Source organism: Acidobacteriota bacterium (assembly GCA_009691245.1).
GTDB lineage: Bacteria > Acidobacteriota > Terriglobia > 2-12-FULL-54-10 > 2-12-FULL-54-10 > SHUM01.
Map to the genome: position 1 here is coordinate 1 of SHUM01000025.1, position 15,853 is coordinate 15,853.

Annotated in this window: 14 protein-coding genes and 2 pseudogenes; 8 read left to right on the forward strand and 8 right to left on the reverse strand. The window is 58.7% G+C overall.

Annotated elements, in window-relative coordinates; genetic code table 11:
• Window positions 1-193 precede the first annotated feature (193 nt).
• Window positions 194-703, reverse strand: coding sequence for a hypothetical protein (locus EXQ56_07770; GenBank protein ID MSO20350.1), 510 nt, complete (start codon window positions 701-703; stop codon window positions 194-196).
• Between the two features lie 756 nt (window positions 704-1,459).
• Here EXQ56_07770 and EXQ56_07775 point away from each other — a divergent pair.
• Both EXQ56_07775 and EXQ56_07780 read left to right on the forward strand, forming a co-directional pair.
• A pseudogene (locus EXQ56_07775) lies at window positions 1,460-2,735 on the forward strand (site-specific DNA-methyltransferase).
• A gap of 198 nt (window positions 2,736-2,933) precedes the next feature.
• Window positions 2,934-3,254: a GYD domain-containing protein gene (locus EXQ56_07780; protein MSO20351.1), complete on the forward strand. Its 321-nt coding sequence runs from the start codon at window positions 2,934-2,936 to the stop codon at window positions 3,252-3,254.
• Between the two features lie 24 nt (window positions 3,255-3,278).
• Here EXQ56_07780 and argG read toward each other — a convergent pair whose 3' ends face one another.
• The gene (gene argG / locus EXQ56_07785; protein MSO20352.1) at window positions 3,279-4,622 is read right to left on the reverse strand and encodes an argininosuccinate synthase; all 1,344 of its coding nucleotides are present in this window, start codon (window positions 4,620-4,622) and stop codon (window positions 3,279-3,281) included.
• A 149-nt stretch (window positions 4,623-4,771) separates the two neighbouring features.
• Between argG and EXQ56_07790 the strand changes: the two genes are divergently transcribed.
• The 3 genes and pseudogenes from EXQ56_07790 to EXQ56_07800 all read left to right on the forward strand — a co-directional run bounded on the left by EXQ56_07790 (window position 4,772) and on the right by EXQ56_07800 (window position 5,731).
• Complete coding sequence (locus tag EXQ56_07790; GenBank protein ID MSO20353.1) at window positions 4,772-4,981, forward strand: type II toxin-antitoxin system HicB family antitoxin; 210 nt, start codon at window positions 4,772-4,774, stop codon at window positions 4,979-4,981.
• Window positions 4,974-5,200 (forward strand): annotated as a pseudogene (locus EXQ56_07795) (addiction module toxin, HicA family). Before EXQ56_07790 ends, EXQ56_07795 begins: the two are co-directional and overlap by 8 nt.
• A 63-nt stretch (window positions 5,201-5,263) precedes the next feature.
• The gene (locus EXQ56_07800; protein ID MSO20354.1) at window positions 5,264-5,731 is read left to right on the forward strand and encodes a VOC family protein; all 468 of its coding nucleotides are present in this window, start codon (window positions 5,264-5,266) and stop codon (window positions 5,729-5,731) included.
• A gap of 16 nt (window positions 5,732-5,747) precedes the next feature.
• Here EXQ56_07800 and EXQ56_07805 read toward each other — a convergent pair whose 3' ends face one another.
• From EXQ56_07805 to EXQ56_07830, 6 genes are all read right to left on the reverse strand, one after another.
• Window positions 5,748-6,701: a serine/threonine-protein phosphatase gene (locus EXQ56_07805; GenBank protein ID MSO20355.1), complete on the reverse strand. Its 954-nt coding sequence runs from the start codon at window positions 6,699-6,701 to the stop codon at window positions 5,748-5,750.
• Window positions 6,698-7,705: a DEAD/DEAH box helicase gene (locus tag EXQ56_07810; protein MSO20356.1), complete on the reverse strand. Its 1,008-nt coding sequence runs from the start codon at window positions 7,703-7,705 to the stop codon at window positions 6,698-6,700. The genes EXQ56_07805 and EXQ56_07810 overlap by 4 nt, the downstream gene beginning before the upstream one ends.
• Window positions 7,706-8,242: 537 nt before the next feature.
• Window positions 8,243-8,671: a PIN domain-containing protein gene (locus EXQ56_07815; protein ID MSO20357.1), complete on the reverse strand. Its 429-nt coding sequence runs from the start codon at window positions 8,669-8,671 to the stop codon at window positions 8,243-8,245.
• Window positions 8,668-8,955: an AbrB/MazE/SpoVT family DNA-binding domain-containing protein gene (locus tag EXQ56_07820; GenBank protein ID MSO20358.1), complete on the reverse strand. Its 288-nt coding sequence runs from the start codon at window positions 8,953-8,955 to the stop codon at window positions 8,668-8,670. The genes EXQ56_07815 and EXQ56_07820 overlap by 4 nt, the downstream gene beginning before the upstream one ends.
• Before the next feature lie 71 nt (window positions 8,956-9,026).
• The gene (locus tag EXQ56_07825; GenBank protein MSO20359.1) at window positions 9,027-9,539 is read right to left on the reverse strand and encodes a hypothetical protein; all 513 of its coding nucleotides are present in this window, start codon (window positions 9,537-9,539) and stop codon (window positions 9,027-9,029) included.
• Window positions 9,539-9,985, reverse strand: a complete 447-nt coding sequence (locus EXQ56_07830; protein MSO20360.1) for a hypothetical protein — start codon at window positions 9,983-9,985, stop codon at window positions 9,539-9,541. Before EXQ56_07830 ends, EXQ56_07825 begins: the two co-directional genes overlap by 1 nt.
• Window positions 9,986-10,330: 345 nt before the next feature.
• Here EXQ56_07830 and dnaA point away from each other — a divergent pair, with 345 nt between their 5' ends.
• From dnaA to gyrB, 3 genes are all read left to right on the forward strand, one after another.
• Window positions 10,331-11,668 carry a chromosomal replication initiator protein DnaA gene (gene dnaA / locus EXQ56_07835; protein ID MSO20361.1) on the forward strand — a complete coding sequence of 446 codons (1,338 nt, stop codon included), beginning with the start codon at window positions 10,331-10,333 and terminating at the stop codon, window positions 11,666-11,668.
• Between the two features lie 261 nt (window positions 11,669-11,929).
• Window positions 11,930-13,066 (forward strand): DNA polymerase III subunit beta, encoded by a 1,137-nt coding sequence (locus tag EXQ56_07840; GenBank protein ID MSO20362.1) that lies wholly within the window; start codon window positions 11,930-11,932, stop codon window positions 13,064-13,066.
• 83 nt (window positions 13,067-13,149) lie between these two features.
• Window positions 13,150-15,627, forward strand: coding sequence for a DNA topoisomerase (ATP-hydrolyzing) subunit B (gyrB, locus tag EXQ56_07845; protein ID MSO20363.1), 2,478 nt, complete (start codon window positions 13,150-13,152; stop codon window positions 15,625-15,627).
• Window positions 15,628-15,853 lie beyond the last annotated feature (226 nt).

The window sequence follows — 15,853 nt, forward strand, 5'->3', positions numbered from 1 at the left end:
GAGAAGATCATCTATCAGCATACCGACACCTCTTCAAAAGACACTGGGCCCACGAAGCACTGCAACAGCTATTCACCGGCAATTGGGCCATACCCATTCAATTGAGTCAATGAACCGCTGGGCCTGATTGGACGGTTGTTCCTTTTAGGTTTACGGGGGGCAGGGCAGGGCGCGGCGCAGCGACGCGCGCGCCCTAGAAGAATGGTTCAAGCAGCAACTGCGTGGTTTGTTCCAGGCTCATGGGCACGGCATCGGGCGAAAGCAGCAGGACTTCATTTTTGGGGTTCATATCAAACGCCAACTCGCTCTCGTAGGTGAACGTCTTGGTGCCCACACGGGCATGGCGCACCAGGCGATAGCGGACGGCATGCGCCGCATAGTCGAGCCGGCACTCCATCTGCACGGACGACGGGGCCGTGCGCGTCAGCACAAAGCGGTTCAAGCTTTTCTCAATGACCACGGGGGCGCGAGCGTCGTCAACAAACTCGGCATTGACCGCAGCCACCGATTGCACCATCAGCGCGGTCAGCGCGGCGAAAAACTCGTGCGAGTGCGACTCTATCACACGCGCCTTGTGCGCCCGCCAGTGCTCGTTGCGCTCATCGTTCCGAACTTCCGCGGCGCGCCGCCTAATCCAATCAAAAGTTCCTCTCCCATTGCCGCTCTTCGATTCAACCACTCCGGCGATCCGGAAAAGGGTCATTATAGCCCGCGGCGGACTTGCACTCCTCGTGCATTTTCCAGATGGACTCACCCTCGCACGGGACGACAGAAAACCCACCTGCCCCATCACCGATCACGGCTCGCTCATTACCTGCTGGCAGCCCAATCGTAAAATGACAAATTCGCGAAATTTGCGGCCCTGCCCAACGTGCACACTTTCACGGTTCTGTCCAGATTCCGCCTGCCGCCCTTGCCTAACGCAAGGCCACTCCCACCCGGCCACGGTCCCCTCCCAATTTCCGTAAATTTGCATTGTGTTCGTTTTTAATTCGTTGTTTGTTCGCTTTTGTGGCAGGCCGACGCGCATCTACGCGGCACAAAATTTGAAATCTTTGGATTATTTGGAAAATTTTGCAAACAATTGGTCTTCCTCCATTTTCCAATTTTTTCAACTATTCCAACTTCGCCGGAAATATGCGCCGCCGGATCCGAGCCGCGACACTGAACGCCATATTGATGGCGTTCAGGAGCGCCCACTCTATTCGCAAACCCGAAATTGAAATAAGGAAAGAAGCCAAACCTGTAACCGAGATGCTACCCGCGATATTCGCATCGGCCCCTTTCGCATGGCGGGTCTCCCATACTGTCACGCATCTTCTGCCGCGCATCGTTTGCCACGCATTTTGGTGCTGTGCATCGTGGACGCTCCATAACTGTCGCGGCTCGGATCAAATTCCCGGGCAGCCTGACCGTGGTACAACCGGCGCTCGGAATTCTCCATCTCCGATAACGCGCGATGAACACACTCTATTACGGCGACAATCTGGACATCCTCCGCCGCTACCTGCCCGACGAGTCGGTGGACCTGGTCTATCTCGACCCGCCGTTCAACTCCAATCAGGATTACAACGTGCTCTTCGCCGAGCGCGACGGCACCCGCTCCGCCGCGCAGTTCAAGGCCTTCGGCGACACCTGGCGCTGGGACGAATCCGCCTCACGTGCCTACACCGAAGTGGTCGAGCAGGGCGGCAAAGTCTCCGACGCGCTGCAAGCCTTCCGCAAATTTCTCGGCGATAACGACATTCTGGCCTATCTCTCGATGATGGCCCCGCGCCTAGTCGAGATGCGCCGCGTGCTCAAGCCCACCGGCAGCATCTACCTGCACTGCGACCCCACCGCCAGCCACTACTTGAAGCTGCTGATGGACGCGATATTCAACCCTCGAAATTACCGCGCGGAAATTACGTGGAAGCGAACGGGTACACACAGTGATGCAAAACGGTGGAGTCCGGTCGCCGATATCATCTTGCACTATGCCAAGGGAGACAATGCAACGAGGAACTCGCTGCATGAGCCGCATAGCGAGACTTATATCGCAGACAAGTACCGCTTCACCGATGAAGACGGCCGTCGGTACATGCTCGACAACATGACGAGCCCGAAGCCACGACCAAACATGGTGTATGTATGGAAAGGGAACTCCTCCCCAACTCTCGGTTGGAGATGCTCAAAAGAAACTATGGCGACACTCGACCGAGAAGGTCGCATTTGGTATCCCGATTCAAAAGAAAAAAGGCCGCGACGGAAGCGCTATTTGGACGAGATGGAAGGAGTTCTCACTGGCAATGTCTGGACGGATATCGACCCCTTTAATTCGCGCGCGCAGGAACGAATGGGATATCCCACGCAAAAGCCCGAAGCGTTGCTACAGCGGATCATTAAGGCGAGCAGCAATGCGGGCGATGTGGTGCTTGATCCATTTCTCGGTGAAGGCGGGGCACACCGGAGCGGCGCATGTGCGCGACCTGCGCGGCGTGATCCAGCGCGAAAAAGCCGAGATGGGCGTGCTGATCTCGATGGAGCAGCCCACGCAGCCGATGCGCTCCGAAGCCGCCTCCGCTGGATTCTACGAAGCGCCGTGGGGCAACAAGTTTCCCAAGCTGCAACTGCTCACCGTGGAAGAATTGCTGACTGGCAAGACGGTCGAGTTCCCGCACGAAAACGTAACCTTCAAGAAAGCGCCGAAGTCGCGCCCCACTAAACCCTCCAACGACGAATTTGACTTCAGGTAGGGCGGGCGTCTCTTTGCAGGGCCTGCCCGCCCCTTGTGCGGACAGGCCCGTGGCCTGTCAGGTTTTAGAAAAAGTCTATTGCCTCCGTTGCTGATGCTGGACTTTCGCGGGAGTATAATGACATCGTTCCTTACAGGAACGATGTCATTGCCATGGCGTGCGCATCTCCGCCACGCCTACCCGGAGGATTATATTCTCATGCCCAAATATCTGATTCAGTTTCGTTACACGCAAGCGGGAACCAAGGGAGTACTGAAGGATGGCGGAACCAAGCGCCGCGCCGTAGTTAAGAAAGGCATCGAAAGCGTGGGCGGGAAGATGGAGAGTTTCCACTTTACCTTTGGAGAATATGACGGTGTCGTAGTGGCGGACATGCCCAACGCGGCGGCCGCCGCCGCTCTCTCGCTGCAGGTCAGCGCCAGCGGAACCGCGTCGCTGCGCACCACTGCGTTACTGGAGCCGGAAGAGATTGATGCCGCCGCACGAAAGAAAGTAACGTATCGCGCGGCTGGCAAGTAGCGCCGGGTTTCCGTCACGGTGCCGCTACTTTTTGCCGTCGGTTAGCTTGGGGAGCGGCGAGCCTTCGCCGGTGGAGAGCAGGCCGCTCTTGGTGTAGGTGATCAGCTTTTCGCGCGTGTCGATGATGTCCAGGTTGCGCATGGTGAGTTGGCCGATGCGGTCGGCGGGCGTGAAGAAAGCTTCGCCGCGTTCCATGGTCAGCCGCTCGGGGTGATACGTCAGATTGGGGCTGGTGGTATCCAGAATGGTGTAGTCGTTGCCGCGGCGCAGCTCGACCGTGACCTCGCCGGTGATGGCGCAGGCGACCCAGCGCTGCATCGAGTCGCGCAGCATCAGCGCCTGCGGATCGAACCAGCGGCCTTGATAGAGGAGCCGCCCCAGCCGCCGCCCTTCGGCGCGATACTGCTCGATGGTGTCCTCATTGTGGATGCCGGTTACCAGCCGCTCGTAAGCAATGTAGAGCAGCGCCAGGCCCGGCGCTTCGTAGATGCCGCGCGACTTGGCCTCGATGATGCGGTTCTCGATCTGGTCGCTCATACCCAGCCCGTGCCGCCCGCCGATGCGGTTCGCTTCCATCAGCAACGCGACCTCGTCATCAAACGTCTTGCCATTCAGCGCGACGGGCCGGCCCTCGGCGAACGTGATGGTCACCGTCTCGGGCTTGATCGCCACATCCTCGCGCCAGAAAGCCACGCCCATGATCGGCTCGACGATCTTGACGCCCTTGTTCAGGAACTCCAGATCCTTCGCTTCATGCGTGGCGCCGAGCATGTTCGAGTCAGTCGAGTAAGCTTTCTCGACGCTCATCTTGTAACCGAAGCCAGCCTTGTTCAGATACTCGGACATCTCCTTGCGCCCGCCCAGTTCGTCAATGAACTGCTGGTCGAGCCACGGCTTATAAATTTGCAGACTGGGATTGGCCAGCAGGCCGTAACGATAGAAGCGTTCAATGTCATTGCCTTTGAAGGTGCTGCCGTCGCCCCAGATGTGGACGTCGTCGTCCTTCATGGCGACCACCAGCATGGTGCCGGTGACGGCGCGACCGAGCGGCGTGGTGTTGAAGTAAGGCACGCCGGCTGTCGAGATGTGGAACGCCGAGCACTGCAACGCCGCGATGCCCTCCGACACAAGCTGCGCGCGGCAGTCGATGAGCCGGGCTTTTTCGGCGCCGTATTCCACGGCGCGTCTGGGGATGGCGTCGTAGTCCGACTCATCGGGCTGGCCGAGGTTGGCCGTATAAGCATATGGGATCGCGCCCTTGGCGCGCATCCAGTGCAACGCCGCGGAGGTGTCAAGGCCGCCGGAAAACGCAATGCCCACCTTGCGCCCCGCGGGAAGACTATTCAAGATATGTCCGTGGTTGCTCATGTCATTCGCTCTCAAATCACAAGCGCTGATTATCGCATCACCTCGGCATCAACGACAACTCCAGGGCGCGACAGTGCCGCGCGCGTCAGCAAGCGGGCCAATGGAACACAATTGTGCGATAATTGCTCCACTAGTACACCAGAGGCGTGATGACCAATCATACTTTTACTGCAGTCATCCATAAGGAAGATACGCTCTATGTGGCCGAGTGCCCAGAGATTGGTACGGTCAGCCAAGGAACTAGTATCGAAGAAGCCGTGGCCAACCTGAAGGAAGCCACTGAACTTTACCTCGAAGAGTTCCCCATGCCGGAAGTCTCCCGTGTGCTGCTAACCACCTTCGAGGCCTCCCATGCCTAAGCTTCCTCGCGTCTCGGGGAGCAGACAATCCACGCTTTGGAGCACCTAGGCTTTCGGCGCATGCGTCAGAACGGCAGCCACGTGGTACTGCGTAAATCCCTTCCAGACGGTGATGTCGGCTGCGTTGTCCCGCTGCATCCAGAACTCGCCACCGGCACGCTTCACGGCATTTTCAAACTGGCCAAAGTTTCCCGCGACGAATTCGCGGCGAAGCTATAGCGGCACTGGCACACAACCGGCTCCGGTGTATAATCTCGTCGAGTCGCAGTAAAGGAGGAACGCATGGCAAACAAAGTTCTGGCAATTCCGGAGGGCTATCATTCCATTACGCCGTATCTGATGATCACCGGCGCGGCGGCGGCCATTGAATTCTACAAGAAGGCGTTTGGCGCGGAGGAGCTAGTGCGCATGCCGTCGCCCGGCGGGCTTGTGGGACATGCGGAAATCAGGATCGGCAACTCGATGGTCATGCTGGCCGACGAATGCGACGAGGCCGCCAACAAAAGTCCTCAGACTCTGGGCGGCACGCCGGTAACGCTGCTGATCTACGTCGAGAATATCGACGCCGTTTTCCAGCGCGCCGTGGCCGCGGGAGCCAAGGTGGTCCGCGAGCCCGCCGACATGTTCTACGGCGACCGCTCCGCTGGGGTCACCGACCCCTTCGGCCACTCCTGGTATATCCACACGCACATCGAAGACGTCTCGCCCGAAGAGATGGGGAAGCGCCTCGCCGCAATGCACAAAACATAGTCGCTGAAAGCCAGCGTTACATTTTTTTGATCACCGCGATGGTCAAGTCGTCCTCGATGGGCGCGAAGGCGCGCATGGCGGCGACGATGGCTTCGTAGATTTCCTTGGCCGTGCCGCTCTTGGTTTTGCGCAGGACTTGTTCGAGGCGCGCGTCTTTGAACAGCACGTTGTCTTTCTCGTGCTCGGTGACAGCATCGGTGTAGAGCAGCATGATGTCGCCCTCGCCCAGCAGGTTGATCTCGTTCACCGAGTAGCGTTTCTTGGTGATGGCGGAGGGACCGAAGTGCTCGATGTCCACGTGATAATCGGATGGAAATATTCCCAACGGCATGGAAGCACGCGTGCGGTCGTCATAGAGCGTGACGATGCGGTCGAATTTTTGTGAAAAGACGATGGGCGGCGGGTGTCCGGCGGAGAGATAGCGGAAGCGGCCGTCGTTGCGCACCTCGCCGTAGATGAGCGTCAGGTACGGCGGAACGTCCGGCGTCATGATCTGGGGCGGACCGTCGTGCGCGCCCTGCTCTTGCATCCTGTTGTAGAAAATTGTGTTGAGCATCTCGAACAGGCTGCGCGTGATCACGCCGTTGCGCGCTAGTTCATAGGCCACGCCGGTCTTGAAGGCGCCGTGCAGGAAGTTGGCGGTGATGGAGTCGCCGATGCGATGGCCCGCGGCATCGGCGATGAGGATGCCGAATCGGTCGAAGTTTTTGCGGAGTCGGATGGCGAGCGGCTCGTCGCCCTCCGCTTTGGCCTTCGCGATTTTTTCGTTGAGGTGGTACTCGGCGAAGTTGACAACGATCAGGTGGTCGCCGCTCACCGAGCCGGCCAGCGGCTCGATGGCGGCGTGATAGTCAATGTTCTTGAGCGTCGGCAGCCGGTCGCTGCGGGGCAGAATAAGAGACGCCAGGCTCTGCACATGCTCCAGTTCCCGGATCAATTCTTCCCGCGACCAGTCGTCGAATTTACTCAAGTAGTCTCCCGCATAATCTCCATGCGAATGCCCAGGGCGCGCTCGAGCGACTTGATCTCGTTGCGCTGATCCCTGGTGTACAAAGTGGAGGCGATGCCCTTCTTGCCGGCGCGGCCCGTGCGGCCTACGCGATGAATGAAGTTCTCGGCCACGTCGGGCAACTCATAGTTTATGACATGCGCGATGTCCTGAACATGGATGCCGCGCGAAGCGACATCAGTGGCCACCATCACGCGATAGCGTCCGGCCTGGAAGCCTTCCAGCGCGTCAATGCGCTGCGACTGGGTGCGGTCGCCGTGGATGCTGGTGCATTTGAAGCCGTCGCGTTGCAGGTTCTTAGCGAGCTTCTCGGTGCCGCGCTTGGTGCGCGCGAAGACCAGGCAGCGGCCCGTTTCCTTTTTGAGCAGGCGGGTCAGCGCGCTGTGCTTGCCATCAAAGGTAACTTCCATGGCTTGCACGCGAACGTTCTCGGCAGGCTTGCTGATCGAGCCGATGGCGATGCGTACGGGGTCCACCATGTAGCTCTTGACGACCTGACCGACGGCGCCTTCCATGGTTGCCGAGAAGCACAGCGTCTGGCGCCCGGCGGGCAGCGCGGTGACAATGCGGCGGATGGAGGGCAGGAAGCCCATGTCCAACATGCGGTCGGCTTCGTCGAGCACCAACAAGCGGGCGCGGCGAAGATCAATCAGCTTGCGCGTCATGAAATCTTCCAGGCGGCCCGGCGTGGCCACCATCAGTGGCGCGCCGCGTTTGATGGCTTCGCGTTGCGGGCCTTCGGCCAGTCCGCCGACGATCAATGCGCCGGAGCCCAGCTTCTTGCCGCGCAGCGTGTCATACACAGCCATGATCTGCATGGCCAGCTCGCGCGTGGGCGTCAAGACCAGCACGGAGGGGCCGCGCTCGGTAGTGTTCTTCAACATGCGCTCGATGGCCGGGATGAGAAAGGCCAGCGTCTTGCCGGTGCCGGTCTGCGCGGTGGCCAGAACGTCTTTGCCTTCCATGGCCGGAGGGAGCGAAGCCGCCTGAACCGGTGTGAGCGTGGTGAACTTCAACGCCACTAGCCGGTCCTTTAACTCTTGTGAAATGGGTAGTTCTGAAAAATTCTGCACGTATATTGTCCTTAAAGCTTAGTCCGGCCCCGCGAAACCCCTGGCGTGCGCACCGCCATCCCTCATAAAAAGGGGCGTTGCATACACATCAACGGGCACGCGATCAGGCGTGACTAGCCATTGGTTAAATTTACGCTGAAGACTAACGGAGGGACAGAAGGCGGAGTTAATCAGAGCGGGTACTTGCGATCCCAACCCAACAAACCCAGCATATGGCCGCCACCTGATCTGCTATTTCATAAACCAAGGGCGCCAACATCGACATGCGACTCGCCGCGGAATTAAGCGCAAATTGAGTATAGCACAGATTTTCTGGGATCGCGGCGATATTGTTGCAGGTGCGGAAAATGGTTCTAGCGGAAGGCTCTTTTGCTCGCGGCGAGAGACAAATTACGCGCCAGCGGACGGCTTTACCGGGAGCACTCACGGTTACTCGGGATTCCTCGCGCGACCGGCGATGGCCTGGGGCAGGCGCAAAAAATCCTTGGTGTTCCATGTGTAGATGACCTCGGCCCCGGCTTTAAGAGCGCAGTGCCCGAGGATCGCGTCGTAAATCGCGCCGCTGACGAGATTGGCCGCGGCGGCGGCTTCTGCCATTTGAAAATACTCCTGCTCGTCGAGTGCGACGAGCGTCAGCCGCTCCCGGATGTCGCCCAGGAACAGCAGCGCTTCGTGGCCGCTGACGCGGCGCTTGCCCGGCATGCCGGTCAGGGTGGCGTAGACCTCGGCAAGGCTGTGCGCGCCGCAGCAGGCGTCTTTTTTCCCGAAGCGCAGGAAGAGGTCGATGCTGGGCGGATGGCGCTCATGATCCGCGCAAAACGTGGCGACCAGCACGGAGGTATCGAGAAACGCCTTCACCGCCCCTCCCCGGCGTTCTGGCCGGCATTTTGGCGGTGGCGTTGCGCCCGTATGCTGCGGAGCGTTTCGTCCGTTTCGTCCGCGGTGAGAGGCTCGCCGGTGCGGAACACCCAGATGCCGCGCTCCTTCTGCAAGGGCGTGGCGCTGCGCCTGGGCCGCAGGGTCACTTCGTCGTCTTTGACCGTGAGGTCGAGGGTGTCGCCGGGCGAGAGGTGCAACTCGTCCCGGAGTGTCTTGGGAATGACGACGCGGCCCGCTCGATCAAGGGTAACTTTGCTGCCCATAATCCCATTATGCAGTGGGTGCGCCCATTTTGGAAATGGTATTTATAAAACCCAGCGGCAGCAGCGTAGGGTTACTCCATATCCTCCACTGCCGGTATCGCCGCCGGTCTTTTCGCTCGCGTGGTCGTGATCACCACCACGCTAATCAGAACAAACATAACCCCCAGAATCGTGCGCAGGCCAAGCGTTTCGCCGCCCAGAAAATATCCAACCAGTACGGCCACAACCGGATTCACGTACGCGTAGGTTCCGACTTTTGTTGGCGATTCATGATGAATCAGCCACACGTAGGCGGTAAACGCGATAATGGAGCCCGCGACAATCAGGTAGAGCAATGAGAGCCACGCTCCGCGTGAGACAGCCCACGGATGAAAATTACGGAATTCTCCCAGCGCGGCGGCCGTGAGAGCCAGCAACACTCCTCCGGCAAGCATCTGCGCCCCCGCGCTCATCAATTTGGACGACGGGAGCGGCAGCTTGCGCATAAGCGCAGACGCCACCGACCAACTCATCGATGCAATGACTAGCGCCGCGGCGCCCGCCCCGTCGATTGACGCCCCGCCGAGGTTCAACGATTGACTCATCAGCACTGCCACTCCCCCCCCATCCCGATCAAGAGCGCCATTGCCAGGCGAACGGTGAGCCTCTGCGTTCGCAGGAAAATGATTTCCGACAGCGCCGTGAACACCGGGATCGTGGCCATCATGATTGCGGCAATGCCCGAAGGCACACGCTGCTCGGCCCAGAACAACAGTCCGTAGTCGAGGACGAAGATGAGCAGCCCGAGTAAGAATGCTGACATCCATTGACGCCGGCTCGGTGAGCGCTCGCCCTTTGCAATCATCCAGCCATAGAGAACGAGTCCGGCAGCCAAGAAACGCATCGCCGCAAGAAGGAATGGCGGAACTTCGCGGACGCCAATTCGAATTGCCAAAAATGTGGAGCCCCACACAAAATAGATAATCGCGAAAGCCAACAGAGTCTTCCACGTTGGGGGATGGGTTATGGCTTTCACGGCAAATTTTACCAGCTCTCTACCCGTTCCCTCGCCGGATCGCTCACACCTCGCGGATCACGGCGCACCCGGAAATTATACGCCCATGGAGGCGCAACCAGCTTGCACGGTCCCGCGCGACGCAAGAAGGTCGCGGCTTGCGCCGCCGGCTGACTTCATATCCAAATCGAAGGCATGAATCTGCGGGTTGATTACCGCTGACCAGCAGCATCCGACCGTTTCAAATCTCCACAATCAGGCACATCTTGAATCGAACTGCTCGGGCCTTGAGAATTTCCTCTCAGGTCTGGTAGGATGACTGCTCCTCGATTGGAAAGGCCCATCCTTTTATTTAGGACTCTGCAGGGATACGATGCCGCGATGAATCCTTGGGAACGCATTCAGGGTGAGCTGCGCAAGGTGCTCAGCCCGCAAAATTATTCGACCTGGATCGAGCCGGCGCGCTTCAGCCACGCCGAGGGCGGCGTGTGTTTTGTCACCGTCCCCAATCGCACCTTCCGCGATTTCATCGCGCAGAACTACGGGCCGGTGTTGGAGCAAAGCTTGGGCGCCGCGGCTCCAGAGATGGACCGCATCGAGTTTGTGGACGCATCCGCGCCCAGTCGCAAGGCAGCCGCCTCGCGCGGCACGGCCGCGAAGTACGATGGCAAGTCCGATCAGCCGTCGTTTGATTTTGATTCGCCACTGGCGCTGCTGAATCCGCGCTACACCTTCGATCAATTCATCGTGGGGCCGTCCAACCAGTTCGCCCATGCCGCGGCGGTGGCCGTGGCCAACAGCCCCTCGAAGGCCTACAACCCGCTGTTCCTGTGGGGCGGCGTGGGCATGGGCAAGACGCATCTGCTGCAGGCCATCGCGCACGGCATCGCCTCGCAGCGGCGGCTGCGCCTTTGTTACGTGAACTGCAATCAGTTCGTTCACGAGATGATCAATTCCATCAAGTACGACAAAATGATCTCGTTCCACGATAAGTATCGCAACGTCGATGCGCTGCTGGTGGACGACATTCAATTCGTCAGCAACAAAGAGCGCACCCAGGAAGAGTTCTTCCATACTTTTAACGCGCTCTATGAATCGCAGAAGCAGATCGTCTTCACCAGCGACCGGCATCCGCGCGATATTCCTCACCTGGAGGAGCGCTTGCGCTCGCGCATGGAATGGGGCTTGGCGGTGGACATCCAGCCGCCGGACCTAGAGACGAAAGTGGCGATCCTGCTGCGCAAGGCCGAGGCCCAGGGCATTACTCTGGACGAAGATGTGGCAATGATGATGGCCAGCAAAATTCACGGCAATGTGCGCGAGCTGGAGGGGGCGCTGACGCGCCTGCTGGCCTGGTCTTCGCTCACCGGCGGGGAAATAAATCTGGGCACGGCTCAACAGTTGCTCAAGGGAACGCTCCAGTCGCAGGAGCGCAGAACAACCATCGAGGCCATCCAGCAGGTGGTGGCGGATGAATTTCGTTTGAAGCCGACCGACCTGAAAGCGAAAGATAATTCGCGAAAGATAGTGTATCCCCGGCAGGTGGCCATGTATTTATGCCGCGAATTGGTGGGCTCGTCGTTGCCGGAGATTGGCCGCGCCTTCGGCGGAAAGCATCACACCACGGTGTTGCACTCGGTCGACAAGATTCAGGAAGCGCGCAAGAGTGAGAAAGAATTAAATCGCCTTATCATCAAGCTAACTGATTCTCTGCGTTGACGAATGGCGTGATTTCCAGCGGGAAGCTTGAAATTCGCGGTGGATAAGCTGTGGGGTGCGGAGGGTTATTTTCTGGTGTGCGGCGCAAGTGGCCGGTTTATGCACAATGCTCCTCCGAATGGCCCTTGACTGTGGATTGTTTTTCACATCGGTTCCTGCTCTGTAAATAGGAGTTGGTTTATTTTTTCACGTTTTTGAGACGCTCACTATCATAAAATAGAGAGTTAACTTTCACAGGCTAATTTTGAAAGAGGTGACGCAATGGAGTTTTCCGTGCAGCGGACGGACTTCCTCAGGGAACTTGCTCTCTCGCAAGGTGTAGTGGAACGCAAGACCACCATTCCAATTCTTTCCAATGTTCTGCTGGAAGTGCTCACCGACAGCGTGCGCATTACGGCGACTGATCTGGAACTGGGCATTCGCAGCTCCTGTCCGGCAAAAGTGAAGAAGGGCGGATCGATCACGGTCCCCGCCAAAAAGCTGCTCGACTATGTTCGGCAACTCTCCGACGATGAGATTAAATTTAAATTGAGCGAGACGGCCGGCGGCGGATCGCTTCAGGTAACGTGTGGCCGCTCACATGTGCGCATGGCAGGCATGGCCAAGGATAGCTTTCCAGTGCTGCCTGACATGGCCAGCAAAATGGCGGCGCTGCCGCCGGCCATTCTCGCGCAGATGATTGCCAAGACCATCTTCGCCATATCGAGCGAAGAATCACGCTACACGCTGAATGCGGCACTGCTCATCCTGAAGCCGGAAACCATGACCATGGTGGCCACCGACGGCCATCGCCTGGCGCATATCGAAAGCGATGACTCCGTGGCTCAGGACGGTTATGGCGGGGTGAGCGGCGAGCTGCGCGTGCTGATCCCCAAGAAGGCCATGACCGAACTCAGCAAATTGTTGGGCGAGGTGGCGGACGGAACCACGGTGGATTTTTGCAAGGACGACAATCACCTATTCTTTCGCATGGGCCAACGATTGCTGATCAGCCGGATGCTCAGTGGACAATTCCCCAACTACGAAGCCGTGCTGCCCAAAGGCAACGACCGCACGGTTGCTCTGGAACAAGATGAAATCGCGGCGGCGGTGCGGCGCGTGGCGCTGTTTTCCGACGAGCGATCACATTCCATCCGCTTTCAATTGAATACCGATGAGGTGAAGATCACGGCAACCGGCTCGGAGGCCGGAGAGTCAGAGGAGGCCTTGCCGGCGGTTTATCAGGGACCGTCGTTCACCATCGGATTCAACTGGCAATACCTGCTCGATTTTTTCGCCGCTGTCGGCGCGGGCAAGGTTTCCTTTGAATTCAAAGACGAGCAAAGCGCCGGCCAGATACGGCCCGCGGCTGAGGGCAAACTGAAGTACCGCTACGTGGTCATGCCCATGCGCGTGTGAGCAGGCGCGGCTCTGTAAAACCCCGCGTATTTGCGAAACGTGCGAAAATGAAGAGATGGCAGTATCGGGAGAACGCAATCTGAATGAGTGATAAAGATCTGGAACCAGGCAAGCACGGCACCGGGCACGAAGAAGCGTACGACGCGGATAGCATCAAAGTACTGGGCGGCATGGAGGCGGTGCGCAAACGTCCGGCCATGTACATCGGCTCGACCGGCCCCGGCGGCCTGCATCACCTGGTCTATGAAGTCGTGGACAACTCTGTCGATGAATCGCTCGCCGGATTCTGCACCGAGATCAACGTAACCATACACTCTGACAACTCCGTAACCGTGGTGGACAACGGGCGCGGCATTCCCACCGAGTTTCACAAGGGCGAAGGCAAGTCGGCCACCGAAGTGGTCATGACCGTGCTCCATGCCGGCGGCAAGTTTGACACCAACAGCTACAAAGTCTCCGGCGGCCTGCACGGCGTCGGAGTCTCGGTGGTGAACGCGTTGTCGGAGGCGTTGGAGCTGGAAATCTGGCGCGATGGTTACACTTGGGAGCAGTCGTATTCGCGCGGCGCAGCCACCACGGAACTCAAGAAAGCGGGCAAGACCGCCAAGCGCGGAACCAAAATCACCTTCCGTCCCGACGCGCAGATTTTTGATACTCTCGATTTCAATTTCGACACGCTGTCGCAACGACTGCGCGAGCTGAGCTTCCTGAACAAGGGCCTCACCATCAACTTGAAAGACGAGCGCAGCGACAAGAGCCACAACTTCCGCTACAACGGAGGGATCGGCGAATTCGTCAGCCACCTGAATCGCGGCAAGGCCGTGCTGCACGACAAGCCGCTCTATTTCGAAGGCACGCGCAACGCGGGTCTGTCCGGCTCCGGTGGTTCCATCGGCGATGTCGAGATGGAGATCGCCATTCAATATAACGACTCCTACTCGGAGACGGTCTTCGCTTTCGCTAACAACATCAACACCGTCGATGGCGGCACGCATCTGTCCGGCTTTCGCTCCGCGCTCACGCGCACCATCAACGCTTACGGCACTTCGGCGGGGCTGTTCAAGGATGTAAAGGAAAATCTTTCGGGCGACGATGTGCGCGAAGGCCTGGTCGCAGTGGTCAGCGTGAAGCTGCCGCAGCCGCAGTTTGAAGGCCAGACCAAGGGCAAGCTCAACAGCGACATCAAGGGCCTGGTGGAAGCTTTCTTGAACGAGAAGCTGGGCGAGGCTTTCGAGAAGACTCCCGGCGTGGCACGCAAAATTATTCAGAAAGCCATCGAAGCCGCCCGTGCTCGCGAAGCGGCGCGCAAGGCCCGTGATCTGACGCGGCGCAAGGGAGCGCTCGATTCCGGCTCGCTTCCCGGCAAGCTGGCCGACTGCCAGGAGCGCGATCCCTCGAAGTGCGAGATCTTTCTCGTCGAGGGCGAATCAGCCGGCGGCACGGCCAAGCAGGGCCGCGACCGTAAGTATCAAGCCATCCTGCCGCTCAAGGGCAAAATCCTTAACGTGGAAAAAGCGCGCTACGACAAGATGCTCGGCCACGAGGAAATCCGCAACATGATTACGGCCGTGGGCACCGGCATCGGCAAAGATGACTTTGATGTGGCCAAGCTGCGCTACCACAAGGTCATCATCATGACCGACGCCGACGTGGACGGCTCGCACATCCGCACGCTGCTGCTGACTTTTTTCTTCCGGCAGATGAAAGAGTTGATCGAGCGCGGCCACGTCTTCATCGCGCAGCCACCGCTCTATCGGCTGAAGAAGGGCCGCTCCGAGCGATACATCAAAAATGAAGCGGAATTCAACCGCGAGATCATGCGCCATGCCACCGAAGAGCGCGCGGTGCTGAACGCGGACAAGGATCAGTTGGAAGGCCGCCGTCTAACCAAATTTCTGGCGGACCTGGCAGAGTACGAGACGTTCTTCGATAAGCTCGACAAGCGTCTGCGTAACAAGCACGTGGTGGATCTGGTAGCCAAGTCGGACCTCGAAAAAAAATCCGACTTCACGGAAAAATCCAAGTTGGAGACTCTGGCCAGGAGCATTGATGCCTTGGGCGCGAAGACACGCGTGGTCTTCGACGAGGAACACAGCCTGCATGAACTGATCTTCGTGAATGGTTCGGGCGCCGAGAAGCGCATCAACTGGGAGTTGGCTTCGCTGCCCGAGTACAAGCGCCTGCGCGCACTATCGAAGGACATCGTGCCGCTCGACAAGCCGCCCTTCGTGTTGGTCCCGACGGTGGAGCAGAAGGCTGCGGAAAAGCCCGGAGACAAGCCTGCGCCGAGCCACGTCAGCGCGCGCGCGCTCCTCGATTTCGTAATTGATCAGGGCAAGAAGGACTTCACCGTTACGCGCTACAAGGGCCTGGGCGAAATGTCCGCGGAGCAATTGTGGGAAACCACCATGAACGCCGAGAAGCGCACGCTGCTGCAAGTCCGCTTGGACGACCTCGCCGAAGCCGAGACCATCTTCTCGACGCTCATGGGCGAAGACGTGGAAGTCCGCCGCAAATTCATCGAAGACAACGCCCTGGACGTGAAAAACCTCGACGTGTAATTGACGCCGGATTTGATTTATAATCGCCAGCCATGGAACTGAACGAGCAAACCCTTGATCAAATCCTAACGTGGCAGCGTGTGCTTCTTGATCACACGGTGCGAGAAGTGGAAGGATGTTTCGAGCACTTCATGGGTCTGTAAGTCGAGGCGCGGCCGTAGCGCCAGCGCCGCCGCCCCATTCGTTTTCTTTTATTTCCCAAAACAAACTGGAATGAGTTGGACGT